Source organism: Marivirga harenae, assembly GCF_030534335.1.
Lineage (GTDB): Bacteria > Bacteroidota > Bacteroidia > Cytophagales > Cyclobacteriaceae > Marivirga > Marivirga harenae.
In genome coordinates this window covers 2798861-2814022 of the sequence record NZ_CP130565.1, presented here as the reverse complement: position 1 = coordinate 2814022, position 15162 = coordinate 2798861, and the positions used below count along the sequence as shown (strand labels likewise).

General features: G+C 35.4%; 11 protein-coding genes. 10 read left to right on the top strand and 1 reads right to left on the bottom strand.

Annotation, left to right across the window (positions count from 1 at the left end):
- The first annotated feature begins 27 nt into the window (after positions 1–27).
- The 8 genes from Q3Y49_RS12160 to Q3Y49_RS12125 are packed head-to-tail and all read left to right on the top strand — an operon-like array spanning position 28 to position 9895.
- Positions 28–2448 carry a YfhO family protein gene (locus Q3Y49_RS12160; RefSeq protein ID WP_303268487.1) on the top strand — a complete coding sequence of 807 codons (2421 nt, stop codon included), beginning with the start codon at positions 28–30 and terminating at the stop codon, positions 2446–2448.
- A complete protein-coding gene (locus Q3Y49_RS12155) occupies positions 2445–3725 on the top strand; it encodes a glycosyltransferase family protein (RefSeq protein ID WP_303268485.1) in 1281 nt (426 codons plus the stop codon). The genes Q3Y49_RS12160 and Q3Y49_RS12155 overlap by 4 nt, the downstream gene beginning before the upstream one ends.
- Positions 3715–5145, top strand: a complete 1431-nt coding sequence (locus tag Q3Y49_RS12150) for a BFO_1060 family glycosyltransferase (protein ID WP_303268484.1) — start codon at positions 3715–3717, stop codon at positions 5143–5145. Before Q3Y49_RS12155 ends, Q3Y49_RS12150 begins: the two co-directional genes overlap by 11 nt.
- Complete coding sequence (locus Q3Y49_RS12145; protein ID WP_303268483.1) at positions 5138–5686, top strand: acyltransferase; 549 nt, start codon at positions 5138–5140, stop codon at positions 5684–5686. The genes Q3Y49_RS12150 and Q3Y49_RS12145 overlap by 8 nt, the downstream gene beginning before the upstream one ends.
- Positions 5683–6372, top strand: a complete 690-nt coding sequence (locus Q3Y49_RS12140) for a cytidylyltransferase domain-containing protein (RefSeq protein ID WP_303268482.1) — start codon at positions 5683–5685, stop codon at positions 6370–6372. The genes Q3Y49_RS12145 and Q3Y49_RS12140 overlap by 4 nt, the downstream gene beginning before the upstream one ends.
- Entirely contained in the window at positions 6362–7378 is a 1017-nt protein-coding gene (locus tag Q3Y49_RS12135) for an N-acetylneuraminate synthase family protein (RefSeq protein ID WP_303268481.1), read from the top strand. Before Q3Y49_RS12140 ends, Q3Y49_RS12135 begins: the two co-directional genes overlap by 11 nt.
- 18 nt (positions 7379–7396) lie before the next feature.
- Positions 7397–8515, top strand: coding sequence for a class I SAM-dependent methyltransferase (locus Q3Y49_RS12130; RefSeq protein ID WP_303268480.1), 1119 nt, complete (start codon positions 7397–7399; stop codon positions 8513–8515).
- A 6-nt stretch (positions 8516–8521) separates the two neighbouring features.
- Positions 8522–9895, top strand: a complete 1374-nt coding sequence (locus Q3Y49_RS12125) for a glycosyltransferase (RefSeq protein ID WP_303268479.1) — start codon at positions 8522–8524, stop codon at positions 9893–9895.
- A gap of 21 nt (positions 9896–9916) precedes the next feature.
- Here the strand turns inward: Q3Y49_RS12125 and Q3Y49_RS12120 are convergent, their stop codons facing one another.
- Entirely contained in the window at positions 9917–11275 is a 1359-nt protein-coding gene (locus Q3Y49_RS12120; RefSeq protein ID WP_303268478.1) for an alanine/glycine:cation symporter family protein, read from the bottom strand.
- A gap of 230 nt (positions 11276–11505) precedes the next feature.
- On the opposite strand from Q3Y49_RS12120, the gene Q3Y49_RS12115 reads away from it, so the two are divergent.
- Together Q3Y49_RS12115 and Q3Y49_RS12110 are read left to right on the top strand one after the other, a co-directional pair.
- A complete protein-coding gene (locus Q3Y49_RS12115) occupies positions 11506–13881 on the top strand; it encodes a TonB-dependent receptor (RefSeq protein ID WP_303268476.1) in 2376 nt (791 codons plus the stop codon).
- 97 nt (positions 13882–13978) lie between these two features.
- On the top strand, positions 13979–15130 hold the full coding sequence (locus Q3Y49_RS12110; protein ID WP_303268475.1) for a PepSY-associated TM helix domain-containing protein: 1152 nt from the start codon (positions 13979–13981) through the stop codon (positions 15128–15130).
- Positions 15131–15162 lie beyond the last annotated feature (32 nt).

The window sequence follows — 15162 nt, the reverse complement described above, 5'->3', positions numbered from 1 at the left end:
AATTGTATTTCCAAAAACCATTGTAAAATGAACATTAAAAATTTCACGCCTCATATTGTTGCCGTTGTCATATTCATAATCATAAATATATTTATGTATTGGCCCATCTTTATGGAAAATCAGGAACTCAATCAAAATGATGTTATTCAAGGGAAAAGTGCCAATCAGGAAATAAACGAATTTCGCGAACAGACAGGTGAGGAAGCATTATGGACCAACAGCATGTTCAGTGGAATGCCTGCTTATTTGATCAATGTTCAATGGTCAGGGGAGTTACTGAAATATATCCCTAGAACTATAGAAAAAATAATCCCTACCCCAGCTAGCCATACATTTATTGCAATGTTGTCATTTTATATACTGCTTTTAGTTTTTAAAGTGAACCCATATTTAGCAATAGGAGGAGGATTGGCATACGGGCTCAATAGCTTTTTTCTGATTTCAGTGGAAGCAGGCCACATTTGGAAAGTAGCCGCTATTAGTTGGATGCCAGCTGTATTGGCAGGAATTGTCCTAGCCTTTCAAAAGAAGTATTTATGGGCTTTTATAATTACAGCGCTCACGATGGCATTAGAAATCCGTTCTAACCATCTTCAAATCACCTATTATTTATTATTGGTAGTTTTAGTATTTGGACTCTTACAATTAATAGCCGCCATCAAAAATAAAACCTTGCCTGATTTTGGAAAAGCTATTGGAGTTCTGGCTATTGCCGTATTGCTTGGTTTGGGTGCGAATCTTGGTAAAGTTTGGACTGCTTATGAATACGGGAAATATTCAATTAGAGGAGAAGCAGAATTAAGTTCAAATACTGAATCCTCAGGTGGATTAGATCGAAGTTATGCTTTTGCATGGAGTAATGGAATAATGGAACCTTTTACTTTTTTAATCCCTAATTTTTTTGGAGGAGCTAGTCAAGAAGAAATATCAACGGATTCAGATTTAGCAAAAGGATTACAATCCAGAGGCGCTGGAACTGGACAAATCCGGTCCTTTGTGAAAAATGTTCCAACCTATTGGGGGGATCAGCCTTTCACTAGTGGCCCCTATTATATGGGAGCTATTATTATATTCTTATTTATACTGGGAATAATTTTTGTCAAAGGTCCAATTAAATGGTGGCTAGTTACTGCATCAGCACTAGGCATCATTCTTTCTTGGGGAAAAAACTTTGAAGTGTTCAACTACTTTATGTTTGATTATTTCCCTGGCTACAATAAATTTCGCGCAGTCTCCATGACTGTGGCTATGCCTTTTTTATGTATGCCTCTTTTAGGTTTCTTAGGAATCAAGGAATTGAGAAATGCTAATTGGCCTAAGGTAAAAAAACAGTTTTTGACTACAATAGCAATAGCTGCAGGTTTATGTTTGTTATTCGTAATAGGCTCCTTTATGATGGGATTCCGTGGAGCAGTAGATGCGCAGTTAGGTGATCAACCTTGGTTAGTGGATTTGATTAGAGAACAAAGGGCATCTATGTTAAGAACTGATGCTTTCCGTTCTTTCTTTTTTATCATCGCAACAGGGGGGATTCTTTATTTTTGGAAAGAAAATAAACTCAAAGATGGTCTTGCAATCGGATTAGTAGTGGCAGTTATAGCAATTGATTTAATTCCAGTTTCAAAAAGATACTTAAATGAAGATAACTTTGTAAAGGAAAATAGAGGTGAATTGATAACTAAAACCGAAGCAGATAAAAGAATTTTGCAAGATGACGGACATTACAGGATGTTAAATCTCAACAACCCATTCAATGAAGCTCGTACCTCTTATTATCATTCCTCCGTTGGCGGTTATCACGGGGCGAAAATGAGGAGATATCAAGATTTGATAGAAAATCATTTGCAAAATGAGATGAGCATAATGGTGGAAAAATTACGAAGTGGTGATTCTGACTTATCCAATTTCGGGATCATCAACATGCTCAATACAAAATATATCAAATTCGGTAACCAAGCTGGACAAGTAATCCCAAATCAGCAAGCAAATGGAAATGCATGGTTTGTAGAAGAGGTTAAAACAGTTTCAAATCCGGATGAAGAAATCGAAAAATTGGGAAATATAAATACAAAGCAAGAAGCAGTTGTCAATACTGATCGATTTGATTTATCGCAGGAGGTAATTTCAAAAGGTGAAATAGAACTGATTTCTTATGCTCCAAACGAATTAATTTACACCAGTAATAATAATTCAAATGGTTTAGCAGTGTTTTCAGAAATTTATTATCCCAAAGGATGGAAAGCATATATTGATGGTAAAGAAACTGATATCCTTCAAGTAAATTATGTTTTAAGAGGCTTGGAAATCCCGTCTGGCAATCATGAAATTAGATTTGACTTTAAGCCAGATGCTTACTTTATCGGTAACAAGGTGATGTTGGGAAGTTCAATTGTGATCTTTATTTTATTAATTGGAGGGTTAGCTTATCAGATTAGGAAATCCTTATGAAAAAAGTATTGATCATTACTTATTATTGGCCACCGTCTGGAGGGATAAGTGTATTAAGGTCATTAAAAATCGCTAAATATTTAAGAGAATTTGGTTGGGAGCCAGTAATTTATACTGCTGAAAATGCCCATTACCCTTATTATGATGAGGGAGGATATGATGATATCCCCAAAGGGATTACCATTTTGAAACAGCCTATAATTGAACCATTTAAAGTTTTTAAATGGCTTACCAGAAGAAAAAAAGAAGACGCATTGAATTCCATAGTGCAGGTTCGTGATAAAAAGCAAAACTTCTTAGACAAATTAGGCATTTGGATTAGGGGAAATTTCTTTATTCCAGATGCTAGAAGTCTTTGGATTAATCCTTCAGTGAAATATTTAAAAAAATATCTGAAGGTTAATCCTGTTGATGCAATATTCTCTGATGGTCCCCCACATACCAATAACCGAATTGCTTACTTTCTATCAAAAGATTTAGAAATTCCTTGGTTAGCTGATTTTCAAGACCCATGGACACAAGCTGATTATTACCAGATGATGTATATTACAAAATTTGCTGATAAAATACATTCAATAATGGAGCAGGGTATTTTTCAGCAAGCAAAAAAAATCACCATAGCCAGCCCTACTTGGAAAAAAGAACTGGAGTCAATTGGAGCAAAAAACGTGGATGTGATTTATTATGGCTATGATGAGGACGATTTCAAATCCTTAGAGAAAAATCAAAATGATGAATATTTTGATATAGTCCATATTGGTTTACTAGGAATTGATAGAAACCCTGTAGGATTAATTGACGAATTATCGAAAATTGAAACTAATAGGAAAATTAGAATTATACTTGCTGGGCAAGTTGATCAACAGGTACAGAAGGAGTTGAACGACAACTCAAAAATCGAAGTAATTTACAAAGGAATAATATCAAGAAAACGATCTTTACAATTAGCAATGAATGCCCATCTACTATTATTACCTTTAAATAAAGCTGATAATGCAGAGGGTAGATTACCAGGTAAATTATATGAATATTTACGTACGTACAATCCCATTCTATGCTTAGGGAAATCCAATGGCGATGCCTCCAAAATTATTAATAAGTGTAAAATTGGAAGTAGTTTTGAATATGAAGATATAAAAGGAATTAGGAATTTTATTGAAGATTTGATTCAAAAACCTAACGCAATAAATGTGGATAAAAAAGAAATAGAGACATACTCCAATAAACAACAAACGCAAAAGATATCTCATTACCTGAATGAAATCCATGAACAATAAGCCCAAAAAGTTAAAGATATTTTGTTTTCTTGATAAAGCTGTGGGCAGGGATACAGAAATAGTACTTCCTGTTTTATACGGCTTGGAAAAGGCTATTAATTGTGAACTTACAGTATTGTTTATATGGGATATCCATAAGATTAAAATAGAAAAACCAGATTTAATTATTTTACCAAACGCAAAAGGGCATCATATGTATTTTGAAATAGCAAAATATGCCTACCAATGCGGAATTAAGGTTTTTGCCTTAGAATCAGAAGGTAATTTTAGAACAGATGGAAGCTTTCCATATTGGGGGTACAATAAAGATCAATTCTTTTATCAAGAATGGGTTACATGTTGGTCTGAAAGAACGCAAGAATTTATAAAGAAAATAGCTCCAAATGAGCAAAAGGAGAAAATTGTATTGACTGGCGCAACAGGATTTGACCGATATGTTTATGGAAAATTCATGCAAAGAGATGTTTTTCTAAAAAAATATAACAAAGAAAAATACACCAAAATTATTGGCTACGCTGGTTGGGGATTTGGAAAGATATACAGCGCTCATAAGGATGTTGCATTAAACCATATTTTCCCAAATGATAAAGAAAAACGTTTCGAATGGGTGAAAAAATACAGAGTATATGTTCGAGACATACTGAAGCTAGCCATTGAAAATAATCCTGACATTCTATTCGTTTTTAAAAGACATCCCAAAGAAGCATTTGAATCTGATTTATCCGAAGGGCCAAACGAAATGAATGAGTTACTGGACTATGACAATGTATTGTATTTTTGGCATAAAGAGCAAATACATGACCTTATCAATGTATCGGATTTTTGGATGGGATTTGAGACCACCACATCATTAGAAGGCTGGATGTTAGGAAAACAAACTATTTTAATTAATGATGGAACCGATTTCCCTAGAAACAACCTTCATATTGGCTCTCCAAAGGTTTCTAATTACACAGAACTTCAAGAGGTAATCGATGAATACTACATTACTCAAGACATCAAAATATTTAGTCGGCCTGAGCTCCAAAAAAACAGAGCATTTTTAATTCATGATACCATAGGTTATGCAGATGGTAAAAATCATTTGCGAGCGCTCTATTTTTTAATTAAAACTTTAAATAAAATTGAACCTGGGGAATCAAAACCCAAACTTAACCTCCGTCATCTAAGGCTATACTTTTTAATGCATTTTGGTAAATATTTTTTCAATAAAAACATATTTGCCAAGCTGCCCTATTTTAGAAAGACGATTTATGTTTTTGAGAGCATGAATTTAACCGGCTTTGAAAGCAGGAGAAAAGAATATTGGAAGACTATGGATGAATTCTACAAAAAACACCATATTGAGGAAAAATTAAATAAGCAGGATTGGGAATCAATTTTCCCTTTAGATTTTGTGAATCAGCAACAAAATGGCTAGTCAGTTAAGAAAACATTTGAAGTTTACTTGGAAAAACCGTTGGCGATCATTCCAAGAAAGAAAGCGAATTGGCTTTTTAGGAGAACAGGTTTTCTTTGATAAAAATGTAGAATTACAGCGTTTTCCTAAAAACATTTCTATTGATAATTATGCAGTTTTAAAAGAAGGAAGTCGCATTTGTGCTTGCAATGAAACGGCTAAAATTAGCATAGGTAAAAACGCTACCGTTGGATTTCATACCTTTATTTTTGCCTCAGAAAACATCAAAATTGGAGATGATTGCCTGATTGCTCCATTTGTTTATATAGTGGATAGTGATCACACTGCAAAAAAAGGAACACTTATCAACCAACAGCCAAATGTCACGGATCCAGTTTCCATTGGCAATGATGTTTGGATTGGAACTGGAGCAAAAATTTTAAAAGGAACTACCATTGAAGATGGGGCAGTAATTGCCGCAGGAGCAGTAGTATCAGGGCATATAAAAAGTAATGAAATCTTTGGTGGAATTCCAGCTAAGAAAATCAGTGAAAGAAAATGAAAGTAGGGATTATAGTCATTTGCCGATTTAATTCTTCCAGATTGCCAGGGAAAATATTAAAAGAAATCAATGGAAAACCATTGCTCGCTTACATTCTTGAAAGGTTGCAACAATCCAACTACCATAAAAACATAGTGATTGCCACTTCAAACCAAGTTACCGATGAGCCAATAGTTGAATATTGTGAAAAGCACAATATCCCATATTTTAAAGGTGATTTGAAAAATGTAAGCCAAAGATTTGCAGATTGCTTGCAACATTTCAATTTTGATTATGGGGTGAGAATAAATGGTGATAATATTTTTACGGATGCACAATTGGTAGATAAAGCAATTGATTTAGCATTGGAAAATAATTACGACTTTGTATCCAACGTAAAAGGCAGAACGTTCCCAACAGGCATGAGCGTGGAAGTAGTTTCTTCTTCATTTTATCAGCAGCAAATCAAAAAATTTAAAGAAGAATCTCATCGAGAGCATGTTACACTATATTTTTATGAGAATGAAAATCTGGGTAAGTTTCATTTCTTCAAAAATAAAGAAATGGAAGAAGCAAAAGGTTTAAAAATGGCGGTAGATACCCAAAATGATTTTAACTTTGTAAGTTCAATCATAAAAAATATGGACAATCCTCATTTTACTTATGATTGGAAGGCTATAACAAAAATGTATTTGAATGCAGAATAATTGGAAGGGAAAGCACGGCCCGTTGTTAATTGCAGAAATTGGCGGTAATCATGAAGGTAATTTTGAATATGCCAAAAAACTAACCCAATTAGCAATTGATTCTGGTGCTGATTATGTAAAATTTCAAATATACACAGGCGATGGATTGGTAAGTAAACTGGAAAGTCCTGACCGAAACCAGCATTTCAAAAAATTTGAGTTAAATCCAGAGCAACATATTGAATTAGCAGAAATGTGCCATAATCAAAAAGTGGGCTATACTGCCTCAGTATGGAATTTTGATGCATTGGAGTGGATAAATCCTTATATGGATTTTTTCAAAGTGGGTTCTGGTGATTTGACTGCATACCCGATGTTGAGGGAATTAGCAAAATATCAAAAGCCTATTTTGATTTCAACTGGATTAGCAAGCGAGAAGGAAGTGGTAGAAGCCATTGACTTTTTAAGGCAACAAAATGACTTCTACAAAAACGAAGAAAACATAGCGGTTTTGCAATGTACTTCTATGTACCCTATCAATAATTCTGATGCCAATTTAAATGTGATGCATCGCTTTAAGGAATTATTAAATTGTGCCGTTGGATATTCAGATCATACAGAAGGTAATTATGCTATGGAAATTGCAGTTGCTATGGGTGCTGAAGTGTTGGAATTTCATTTTACAGACGATAGAACTGGCAAAACTTTCAGGGATCATAAAGTATCGCTTACCAAAGACGAGGTGCAGGAATTAATTCAGAAAATTAAATTAATCAATACCTTGAAAGGTGCCTCAGAAAAGAAAGCCTTGCCAATTGAAATAAATAATGGGCACGACAAATCATTTCGAAGGGCGGTGTATCCATTAAAAGACATTAAAAAAGGAGAAATTTTAAGTGAAAAAGACTTAACAGTATTAAGACCATTTCATGGAATTGATGCTAGGGAATACGACCAATTAATTGGTAAAAAAGCATTACAAGATTTAGAAAAATATCAGAAATTAAGTTGGGATTATTTTGAATAACCCACATAAATAAAAATTATGGATTGGATGAGATTGACCCCAATGTCAAAAAAAGGGGAAAGAAATCAAGAACAGTGGATAAGAACTGAAAAAGATGCTGCCGAACAGTTTGAAGTAGATACTTATTTAGGTAAAAAAACAGATCTTCTAGCATTGAAAAAAAATATCGTTGAAAAACTTAAAAAAAATCAAGCTTACTATAAGGAAAGCCGAACTGATATTTATAAGCCTGAAAACACAGAGCCAGTAGAAGCTTGCCCTGTTTGTAGTGAATCCTCGCAAAATACAGAATTAAAAACTAATATCTATGGGGCGAAATATGCCATGTGTAATAATTGCACACATGTATATGTGCTAGAAAGACCGTCAAAAAGCGCAATTGAAGGCTTCTACCTTAATGATATCACATATGCAGCTACTTATACTGATAAAACCGCTGCCGAATCACGATTAAATGCTATTGCAGTTCCCTGGTTAAAATGGACTATGGAAGTTTTTGAAAAAGCCCATGGACGAAAGCCTAAAAAAATCCTAGATGTTGGTTCAGGCGCTGGACATTTTGTGGAAGCTTGTCGGAGAGAAGGAATAGCCGCTGACGGCATTGAATTAAGCCAGTCAAGTCGTGATTTTTCGAAGGAAATCTGGGGTATTGATCTTGATAGCAGAGACTTCCTCAAAATAGAAAGCGATTATGATGGTTATGATATCGTGACTTTTTGGGGATTATTAGAACACACTCCAAATCCATCTGCGATATTGGAGAAAGCTTATGATATCGTATCCAAGAGCGATGCGGGTATGGTAATTTCAAAACTTCCAAGATGGCATTCACTGAGTAGTGCCATACAGCAATTATCAACTGATACCGTCATTAGGCATTTAGACCCTATGGGGCACATTATGGCATTCACAGATGCTTCAGCATCAGAGTTGTATTACAAAAACAAGTTCAAACCAGCAGCAGTTTGGTACTACGGAATGGATGTTTACGAGACATTAATGCAAATATCTACAAAAACTGGTGCTTATGATGCTTTCACCAAAACCGGCTCTGTTCAAATGGAATTACAACAATTTGTAGATGAAAATATATTTTCAGACGGAATTACGCTGGCTGGGGTCCCGTTTAAATCATAAATCACTATGGGAAATCGTCCATTAGTTACTGTATATATAACCAATTTCAATTATGAAAAGTACATTCAAACAGCCATTGAAAGTGTTTTAGCGCAATCAATGAAAGACTTTGAGCTTTTCATAATTGATGATGGATCTACTGATGATAGTAAAGCTATTATCGAAAACTACAGAGGACAGGACCAAATCTCTATAATTTATCAGCAAAACAAAGGGCTGAATATTACCAATAACGTAGCGATGCGTGCCGCAAATGGTCAATACTTGATGCGTTTAGATGCTGATGATTTCTTGGAAAAAACAGCACTAGAAAAAATGAGCCTTGCATTGGAAAAAGATGCTAGATTGGGCCTAGTTTTTCCTGACTACTATTATGTAGATGCAGATGGAAACCGTACGGGATTAGAACAACGTCATAATTTCGAGAAAGAAGTATCTCTGTACGACCAACCTGCGCACGGTGCTTGTACAATGATTCGCCTTGAGTTTTTAAAATCATTGGGCGGATACAACGAAAGCTTTACGTGCCAAGATGGTTATGATCTTTGGATCAAATTCATCACTCATCATAAAGTAAGTAACATAAACGAGCCCCTATTCTCCTATAGACGGCATGGACAAAACTTGACTACTAATGAGGATAAAATCTTAAAAACCCGTAAGCAAATCAAATCAGTATTTGTAGATGAAAACTTCAAATCTCCATCAACTTTAGGAATCATTCCAGTGAGAAACACTTTCATCGATAACATTAATCTTCCACTTTTTGAAATTGAAGGTAGAAGTCTATTAGAAAGGAAAGTCCAAGCTTGTTTAGCAAGTAACAAACTCAGTCATTTAGTGATTTCCAGCGCAGATGAGGACATTTTAAGGCATGCTGTTGAGAAGTTCAATGGAAATGAGAAAATCATTATTATCGAAAGACCAAAAGCTTATGCTGATAAAAATCAAAGCTTGAACGATACTATTCAACAATCAATAGATTATGAAGAGCACAATGGCAGAAATTATGATGCTGTCATGACAATCTCTATCGAATTCCCATTTTTGGAAGCAGAAACTATTGATGAAGCTATAGATACATTAACGCTATTTAAATCTGATGCTGTTTTAAGCGTTAGGCCTGATAATAGATTATATTATCAACATACAGGAAAGACTCTGGCTCCTATTTTGGAACAAGAAAAATTTACGAAGCTTGAAAGAGAGGCTCTGTATAAAGGGGTAGGCGGTATCGTTTTATCAACGATCGCAAATTTTAAAAGAAACAAGAAAATGACTAGCGGCAGAATTAGTCACATTGTAGTTGATCAAAAAACAGCCTTTGGAATCTTTAGCAAGTTCGATTTTGAATTATTTCGACCGTTAATTCGAAACTGAAAACTGCCTTAACTTAATCATTTATTGTAAATCACTTTTCGCAAAATAAACTTTGGCCGCTTTCATGACCTTAGGTGCCAGGATAAATGCCGAAATCATAGTAGGAAAAGCCATCAGTGCGTACATACCATCAATCAGACCTATTACTGCACCTAAAGAAGCTATGGATCCCCAGATTACCATTCCGATATAAAAATATTGATACCAGCGGATGTGCTGAGCACCAAACAAATAAGCAAAGCATTTTCCTCCATAATAGGAATAGCTGAAAAGAGATGTAATCGCAAAAATAAATAATGCCAGTACCAACAAATATCTACCCCCCCAGAGAGAATCATCGAAGGCTTTAATTGTAAGCGTCACTCCGCTTATACCTTCAGTATGGTCTTGCCATATGCCTGTTATCAAAATAGCCAAAGCAGTCATAGTACAAACTATGATAGTATCAATGGCTGGTCCCATCATCGCCACCAAACCTTCACGAACCGGTTCGTTCGTTTTGGCTGCACCATGTGCCATCGGAGCTGTTCCTATTCCTGCTTCATTTGAAAAAGCGGCTCTTCTGGCACCTGCAACCACAATAGCACCAACTGCTCCTCCTAAAACTGAATTAGCTGTGAAAGCATCTACAAAAATAAGTTTCAAATATTGGGGTACTAATTCATAATTCAATGCTAAAATAGCTATTACGGCTACTACATAAATCCCTACCATCATAGGAACCATTCTTCCAGCTACATTTCCAATTCTTTTAATGCCTCCCAAAATCACCAGCGCCACAATAATGGCCAAAATAATTCCAATTGTTAATTTGATTCCAAAAGTCAGTTCAATACCTAATGGCAACAATAGTCCCTCTCCTATAGCTGCTGTTAGTTGATTGGATTGGAAGCTTGGAATTGTCCCAAACATACCTGCCACACAAAATAAAACTGCCAAGGGTTGCCATTTTTTACCCAAACCTTCACGGATTACATACATAGGGCCTCCTTGTAAATTCCCTAAAGAATCTTTACCTCTAAACATAACCGCCAAAGTACAAGTGAAAAATTTTGTAGCCATACCCACAAAGGCACTTACCCACATCCAGAAAATTGCACCTGGACCTCCCATTGTAATAGCAACAGCAACTCCACTAATATTTCCCATCCCTACTGTAGCGGCTAATGCAGTTGAAAGCGCCTGATAGTGATTAATATCTCCCTCGCTTTTTTCACCGTCATACTTTCCTCTTAGGATTTGAACAGCATGTTTAAAATATCGAAATGGAAGAAAACGAGAATAAATAAGGAAAAATAATCCTCCGCCCATCAATAACAAGAGAAGGGGCGTTCCCCACATTGCATTCCCAAAGCCTACTAGTATTTCTTTTAATGACATGTATTTTAAATCTATGAATTGCTAAAGTAGTAAAGAAATGAGGATTTGGACTAGAGTTGGTAATTAAAAATTATGCATCGAATTGCATAGCAAATTACACAAAATGATTAGTACCAATCATTTTTATCAATCAAAACTCTAAATATAATCAATTATTTTTATTTGGATTGATTATAAATAGTGTATATGTTTGCATTATTATTTTTAATCAATCTAAATATAGATATAAAATGAATAGATTTTTACTCCCGATATTTTTATTAATCGGTCTGCAGTCAGCTTTCGCCCAGCAAAGCACAATTTCAGGCACTGTTACAAATCCTGATGGGTCTCCTATTGAATTTGTCAATGTGGTATTGAAAGAAATAAATTCCGGAGCTGTTACAGATCAGAATGGAAATTATTCTATAACTACTTTCACACCAGGGAGATATACACTTATTAGCTCCTTTGTCGGATACCAGTCGGCAGAAAGAAAAATTAATATTCAGGAAAATGAGCATTTGAAGATCAATTTCACGCTCAAAGATGATGCACTTCAAATGGATGAAATCACTGTGACTTATACACAGAAAAATAAATTTCACCGTGATAGTAGTTTTATTGTTTCGAAACTTCCTTTAAAAGACATCGAAAATCCACAGGTATATAATTCTATCCCTAAAACTATTTTAAAAGAACAGGTAGTTACCAATATGAATGATGCCTTGAAAAATGCGACTGGTGTCACCCGTCTATGGGAATCTACTGGAAGAGGTGGAGATGGAGCAGAATTCTATTCTATGAGAGGGTTTTCGGTGCAACCTACTTTAGTTAACGGTATGCCTGCAATCAATAATGCTGGACTTGACCCTGCCAATGTAGAATCTATCGATATCATTAAAGGACCATCGGGAACACTTTTTGGTAGTCCTGTGATTTCTTATGGTGGTTTAATCAATATTACGACCAAACAGCCATATGAATCATTTGGGGGTTCAATCAACTACATAACCGGAAGCAATGGTTTGAATAGAATTGCAACTGATGTGAATACTAAAATCTCTGAGCAAGCTTTTGCTAGAGTAAACATGGCATACAACAAGCAAAATTCATTTCAGGATGCAGGCTTTAGCGAATCATTTTTTATTGCGCCTTCTTTTAAATTTCAGCCGAGTGAAAAATTGACTTTCTTACTTAATACAGAATTCTTACAAAGCGAAAGTGCCAATAATCCAATGCTTTTCTTGAATAGAGGAGCTGAGTTATCTTATGATAACATTAATGTATTTCAAGATGCCTATTCACGTTCTTTCAATTCTAATGATTTAACTATCCGAAATCCCTCATTCGGATTGCAAGCTCAGGCATTATATGAAATTTCTGATAACTGGACTTCACAAACTGTAGTCTCAAGAAGCAATACCAAAGCTAAGGGATTCTATCACTACTTATGGGATTTAACAGATGGTGAGAGTTTTGCCAGATACATTTCTAAAAGAAACAGTGAAACTAATACAACTGATATTCAACAAAACTTTTTAGGCGATTTCAAAATTGGAGGTTTGAGGAATAGAATAGTGATTGGTCTAGATTATTTCAATTCAGAATTAACAGATAATAGCTCTGCTTATGTTCAAAACGGAACCATAAACATTCAGACACAGGAAGATACTGGCATATTAACTCAAGCAGGAACAGATGCGCTTTTGGAAGAAAGCTATAGTGGTATTAACAGTGCTTCCAATGAGGTGATGAGCGCTTACATTTCTAACGTAATCAACATTACTCCTGCCCTATCCGCTATGGCTAGCGTTCGTTTGGATCGCTTTGGTGGTAAGCCTTCGATTTATTCAGGAGAAGAAATCGAACAGCAATACGCAGTATCACCAAAGTTCGGTATAGTCTATCAGGTGCTTCAAGATAAGCTGTCGGTTTTCGGCAACTATATGAACGGATTTAGCAATGTGGCTCCACAGCAGGTAGCTAATGCTGATGGCTCCAACCCGAGACTAAAGACTTTTGATCCCGAAAATGCCAATCAGTATGAAGGAGGAATAAAATCTAATTTCTTTAACAACAGAGTAAGTGCGACAGCTAGCTATTATCATATTACGGTAGCCAACAGATTAATGACTGATCCAGAAAATATTAATAATTCTATACAGGGAGGTGAAGTAGTGAGCAAAGGCTATGAACTGAGTCTGACCGCAAATCCAGTAAATGGTCTAAATCTAATTGCTGGTTACAGCAATAATGAAAGTGAAGTAACCAAAGATTATGAAGCTTCAGGCTATTTGGGACTAAGGCCTGAAGAAGCTGGGCCGGCAGAGTTGATCAATTTTTGGGCTAGTTATAGCATCCCTGATGGAGATTTCAAAGGATTGGGCCTTGGTTTTGGAGGGAATATAGCCAGCGAATATAAAACCCTAAATAGAGCTGGTACTGGAACTTTCACGCTTCCTGCTTATCAGATTTTCAATGCTTCTCTATCCTATTCTACCTTCCAATATGATGTTATTTTAAAAGTCAATAACATTATGGATGAGCAATATTTCTCAGGATGGTCAACGGTAACGCCCCAAAACTTAAGGAATTATTCCTTGAGTTTAAATTTCAAGTTCTGATTTCTTGCAAACTCTTAAAAATATTCAGTAACGCGAAACCAATAGCCCGGGAATAACCCTGGGCTATTCTGGTTTCTTAATCATTGAAAGAAAATAAATGAAGAAGATAACAAATAAAATTCATCTCATTTTAGGCTTAGGATCAGGCATGGTTGTATTTATAGTTGCCATTACAGGATGCCTGTGGGTTTTTAGAGAAGAAATAAAAGCCATCACCCAAGAAGAAATTACTATTGAAAAATCGAATGATGATTTCCTCAGCATTACTGAAGCAGAAAAAATTGCACATACTGTATATCCCAACAAATTAATACATGGCATTCTCTACGATGACACATCAGAACCGATTGAAGCCATATTTTACCAAGCTGAACCTCTTTTTTATAGCTCTGTATTTATTCACCCTATTCAGGGCACTATTCTTAAAACTGAAAACCATTTAACTGGCTTCTTTGCTTTTGTCTTGGATGGCCACATACATCTATGGTTGCCAGAAGCCATCGGAACTCAAATTGTAAAATGGTCCACTGTTATATTCTTACTATTAGTCATTAGCGGAATTTACCTTTGGTGGCCAAGAAATAAAAAGAATAAAAAGCAACGATTCAAATTTGATTGGAAATCCACCACTAAATGGAAAAGAAAAAACTTTGATCTCCACAGCATTTTTGGTTTCTATGTGAGCATATTCGCCTTAATTTTTATTCTAACTGGGTTAATAATGGCTTTCCCCATCGTAAATAAAGCCGTTTACCGGGCAATGGGCGGCCAGAAAGAAGCTACATTCCTCATTCCCGATGGTTCCAAACGTCAATCTACTAATGCACCTAAATCCATAGACCAACTATTGGAAAAATTACAGAAAGAATATCCTAATGCTATGGACTATGAAATTCATCTTCCTCATTCAAACTCATCCACCATTTATGTGGAAATTTCAAATGAGGATGGAGTATTCTATAATTCTGACTTCGTGTTTTTCGATCAATACACTTTTGAAGAGGTTCCATCTGGCACTTATTACAACAAGTACAAGCAAGCCAATATTCCAGATAAATTAATACGAATGAATTACGATACCCATATAGGAGCAATTGCCGGTTTACCAGGAAAAATAATTACATTTTTAGCAAGTTTAACGGTTGCTTCTTTACCGGTAACAGGTTTTTTACTGTGGTATGGGAGAAAATTTAAAAAGAAGAAGAAAAAGAAAAAAAGAATTAAGAACAGAGAACTAGCTCAAGCCTGATAAGAAAATTAGGTAGAACTTTTTTACTAGTC